Below are 4560 nucleotides of genomic sequence, written 5' to 3' on the forward strand. Positions count from 1 at the left end.
GGCGGCGAGCGGCTTGATCGAACCTTGCACGATACTCGCGCCAAAATCGCGAATCAGCGATTGCACGAACGGATCCTGCGTGATCTCCTGCTCGGCCTGCTGCTGGCGCTTCGCGCGCGTGGCGGCATCGAGCGCGGCGGCGGTGCGGTGAGCCGGACCCACGCTTACAACAACGCCAATCCCACGACCAAGCTTCTCGGCCAGCGCGCTCTTCAACTTCGCGACGTGCGCGCTTTCTGCGTACAGCGGGACGGACACGGTCAAGGTAATCGAATCAGCGTCACACGCCGTCAGTTCACTGTTAAACGCTAGTTGATACGCAATGCCTTTAAGCGGCAAATCGATCGCCAGCGCCGGCCAATCGCCACTGACGCCGATAGCATCCAGGGGAATCGCAGCAGGTAGCGTACGAGCCTCGGGCTTGAGCGCGGGCTTGAAAGCAGGTGCTTCGTTGAACCGCCCGTCATCAGGGCCGTTGTCGAAAGCGGGCATGAAGCCATCGTCGGGGGGTAGAAAATAGTCGTCCTCCGACGACGCCGGCACGTAGTCCTCCGGCGGCATGTCATCCCACGGAGCAACGGCGTTTCCGGGTCCATTGCCAACGCGTTTCGCCTGACCGCTCGCGTCTCTCGCGTCGGCCCGCATAGCAGCCGTTGGCGTGTCACTCGTAGCTGGCGCAGCCGGGCGGCGCGGCGAAGGAACCTGTACGACCGGCGCGACGGGCTTCGATGCCGACCGCTTACGCACAGGTTCCGCCGCACGCGCGCCACGATCCGATGAAACCCGCATACCGGCGCTGCGCAACACATCGAGTGCCGCGCTCGCGCCGCCCGATGCACGCGGCGATGCGTTCGCGCGCACTTCCGGCTGCGTCGCCAATGGACTGTCCGACTGCTTCGCGCTGCTCTCATCGATAAGTTGTTGTGCCGCGACGGCCAGCGGCGACGGCAATTCCTCGGCCGCTTTTGCAGCGGGTTCAGCGTCCTCGACAACGTCGACATGTGCTGCTGAGAAAGGCGGCGGCGAATCTCCAGGTTGCAGCGAATCCGTGTCTTGGGTCGTCGGTTGCGAATCTTGCGCATCCGCTATGGCAACCGGTGTCAGGTCGTCGGCACCGCTGCCGTTACCCTTACCGTTATCCGTCCCGGGTCGCGGAGCGCCCTCGTCCGAATGCGTTAGCGTGATATCCGTGGCCGTCGCACCGAGGTCGGACGTTGCTCCCGATACAGCTGCGGCGCCCTCGACCATATCGGCTTCAACGATCGAATCGGACGACTGATCAATTTCGGCAGCGTCTCCGGCCAGCGCTTGATCGGCGCGAACCTGATCAGTGCGAGCCTGATGGGCGCGATCCTCCTCAACGCTACCGCTCGCCGTGACAGGAACATTCAGTTTTGACGCATCGCTCGACGCAGTCTCGTCGTGCGCGACCGGTCTAGCAGGCGAAGCGTTCGTTGTCGCCGGCGACGCCGCGATGCGCGCCTGAGCAGGCACCGGCGTCAGCATCCCAACGCCACGAGTCACAGCATCAGTCGGCGAATCGATAGCAGGATTCAAAGCGGCACGTGCTCCACCAGAAGCCGCTACGCCGCGCGGCGCAGTGCTCCTCGCACTCCCCGCCACCGCTGGCGCGCTGACCCGCGCACCCCCTCCCCCCGGTCCACCCGCAGGTTCGAACGCCAGCATCCGTAGCAAGGTCATCGTGAAACCGGCGTACTCGTCGGGCGCGAGGCCCATCTCACCGCGTCCGATCGTGGCTATCTGATAGAACAACTGCACCTGTTCGGCACTGAGCGAGTCGGCGAAGCGGCGAATATCCGTCGCTTCGGGCCATTCGTCGAGCACCGACGCCGGCGCAAACTGCGCCCACGCGACCCGATGCAGCAAGCCGGCCAGATCCTGCAACGCGGTTGAAAACGACAGGCTTCGCAAAGCCATTTCATCGGCGATAGCGAGCACGCCCTCGCCGTCACCCGCCGCGAGCGCGTCGAGCAGACGAATCAGATAGCTCTGGTCAAGCGCACCGAGCATGCCGCTCACGGCTTCCTCAGTCACGCGATTCGCGGAATAGGCGATCGCCTGGTCGGTGAGCGACAGCGCGTCGCGCATGCTGCCATCGGCCGCGCGCGCCAGCAGCCGCAGCGCCTGCGACTCGTAGGGAATCTGTTCTTCAGCGAGCACGTGTTCAAGATGCCCGACAATATGTCCGGCGGGCATCTGCTTCAAATTGAACTGAAGGCAGCGCGACAACACGGTGACCGGAATCTTTTGTGGATCGGTGGTTGCCAGGATGAACTTCACGTGCGCGGGCGGCTCCTCAAGCGTCTTGAGCATCGCGTTGAACGCGTGATTCGTGAGCATGTGCACTTCATCGATCATGTAGACCTTGAAGCGCGCGTCGACCGGCGCATAAACGGCGCGTTCGAGCAGCGCTGCCATTTCCTCCACACCGCGATTGCTCGCGGCGTCCATCTCGACATAATCGACGAAGCGCCCTTCGTCAATTTCCTTGCACGCCCGGCATACGCCACAGGGCGTGGACGTCACACCCGTTTCGCAATTGAGCGCTTTCGCGAAGATCCGCGAAAGCGTGGTCTTGCCGACCCCGCGCGTGCCCGTGAACAGGTAAGCATGGTGAAGACGGCCGCCGTCTAGCGCGTGCGTGAGCGCACGGACCACGTGCTCTTGGCCGACTAGCGAAGCGAAGGATTTGGGGCGCCACTTGCGTGCGAGAACTTGATAGGTCATGCCGAAATTGTATCAGCAACATCAAAGGGCAAAGACGTTTCCCAAGCGATGCGAAGCGGGTGCGCGCGCGGCGCGAGAAGCATGACTGGCAAGGCATCGGATTGCTTGCGTGGAATCGGAAAATCAACGCAAATGCCGGCGGCAATACATGGCAAGACGGGATGTGCTGGACTTGAAACGGAGGGAGGCGAGAACGTAGAAACGAGGACTTGGGAACGGCGACTTAAAACGGGAGACTGACAAACGGGAACCGCGGAGACTACAAACTGACATGACGAAACAAAAGCGAAGGTGACGAGCCCGACCCTCGGCACTGGTGGAAAACGGCTGTGGCTGCTTCGTTCCCGACCTGACCAGGTTGACCGCGCCACCATGCGAGGAGGCCCGTCACAACGAATGATATCAGAGATGAATCGCCGCGCGAACCACCCGCGCGCTCACATTCGCGTTTGCGCCGTTTGCCGGGGGCCGGGAAACGTCGCAAATGACCGTCGGGAGGACCACAAAGTGCATCCTATCGACCTTCGGCAACGGATAGCAAAGTAGGCTAAGATGCCTATTGAAGCATACGGTTATAGACCGTGTGACAGGCGTTTGCGGATATCCGGCAACGGTGTGCGCGCCTGCCAAGCGAGCGGCACTACACCCCGCAGCGCGGCAAATCCTTTTCCTGTTTTGGTGTATCGTGGCGAGCATTCAAACGCGGGCCTCGACTTGATAGAGGTATTCACAAATGAGCGAATCGATCAAACATATTAGCGACGCATCCTTTGACCAGGACGTCACAAAATCAGACAAACCCGTCCTGCTAGATTTCTGGGCAGAATGGTGCGGCCCTTGCAAGATGATCGCGCCTATTCTTGATGAAGTGGCGAAAGACTACGGCGATCGCCTCCAGATCGCGAAGATCAATGTCGACGAGCATCAGTCAACACCTGTGAAGTTCGGAGTGCGCGGCATCCCCACGCTGATCCTGTTCAAGAACGGTGCAGTGGCGGCGCAGAAGGTCGGTGCGTTGTCGAAGTCGCAGTTGACGGCTTTCCTTGATAGCAATCTGTGATTGGACTTCGGGGCCGTTGCAATGACGCCCCCGTTAGTTTGTCGATCAGGTTAGCGGTTGGGCGGTCCTCCCGCCCACGCCCCCAAAAAACCGTTGCACCCCGACAACATACGCAAATTACTACAATCGCCATGCTAGGCGAGCGTGTCCCAGCATGTGCTATGCTAGAATCCTAAGACTGCAAGACGTTTTTTTAAAGACGGCTAGACGTTTAGGTTCTTGAGCGTTCCGCTCACTTCTCCTCCCAAATTCTCTGTTGCACCTCTCCTCCCTGGCGGGAAATCCGTATGCATTTATCCGAGCTCAAGTCTCAGCACGTCTCCGCATTGATCGAAATGGCCAACGGCCTGGAGATCGAAAACGCCAATCGACTGCGCAAGCAGGAATTGATGTTTGCGATACTAAAAAAACGCGCGAAGACCGGCGACACGATTTTCGGCGATGGCACCTTAGAAGTGCTACCTGATGGTTTCGGCTTTCTCCGTTCACCGGAGACCTCCTACCTCGCAAGCACGGACGATATCTATATCAGCCCGTCGCAAATTCGCCGCTTCAACCTGCATACCGGCGACACCATCGAAGGTGAAGTGCGCACCCCGAAAGACGGTGAACGCTATTTCGCCCTGGTCAAGGTCGACAAGGTCAACGGCCAGGCGCCGGAAGCCTCGAAGCACAAGATCATGTTCGAAAACCTGACGCCGCTGCATCCGAACAAGCCGATGCCGCTAGAGCGCGAAATGCGCGGTGAAGAG

Annotated in this window: 3 protein-coding genes and 1 other RNA gene; 2 read left to right on the forward strand and 2 right to left on the reverse strand. The window is 60.4% G+C overall.

The window, feature by feature from the left end; genetic code table 11:
- Together WCA53_RS06435 and ffs are read right to left on the reverse strand one after the other, a co-directional pair.
- Positions 1–2748: DNA polymerase III subunit gamma/tau (locus WCA53_RS06435; RefSeq protein WP_423907074.1), on the reverse strand; the 2748-nt coding region annotated here is incomplete at its 3' end.
- Positions 2749–3038: 290 nt separating this feature from the next.
- Positions 3039–3137, reverse strand: an RNA gene (ffs, locus tag WCA53_RS06440) — signal recognition particle sRNA small type.
- A 344-nt stretch (positions 3138–3481) separates the two neighbouring features.
- Between ffs and trxA the strand changes: the two genes are divergently transcribed.
- A complete protein-coding gene (gene trxA, locus WCA53_RS06445) occupies positions 3482–3808 on the forward strand; it encodes a thioredoxin TrxA (protein WP_031356443.1) in 327 nt (108 codons plus the stop codon).
- Positions 3809–4095: 287 nt separating this feature from the next.
- A partial coding sequence (locus WCA53_RS06450; RefSeq protein WP_423907078.1) for a Rho termination factor N-terminal domain-containing protein occupies positions 4096–4560 on the forward strand: 465 nt, incomplete at its 3' end.

It is taken from the genome of Caballeronia sp. (genome assembly GCF_049581465.1).
Lineage (GTDB): Bacteria > Pseudomonadota > Gammaproteobacteria > Burkholderiales > Burkholderiaceae > Caballeronia.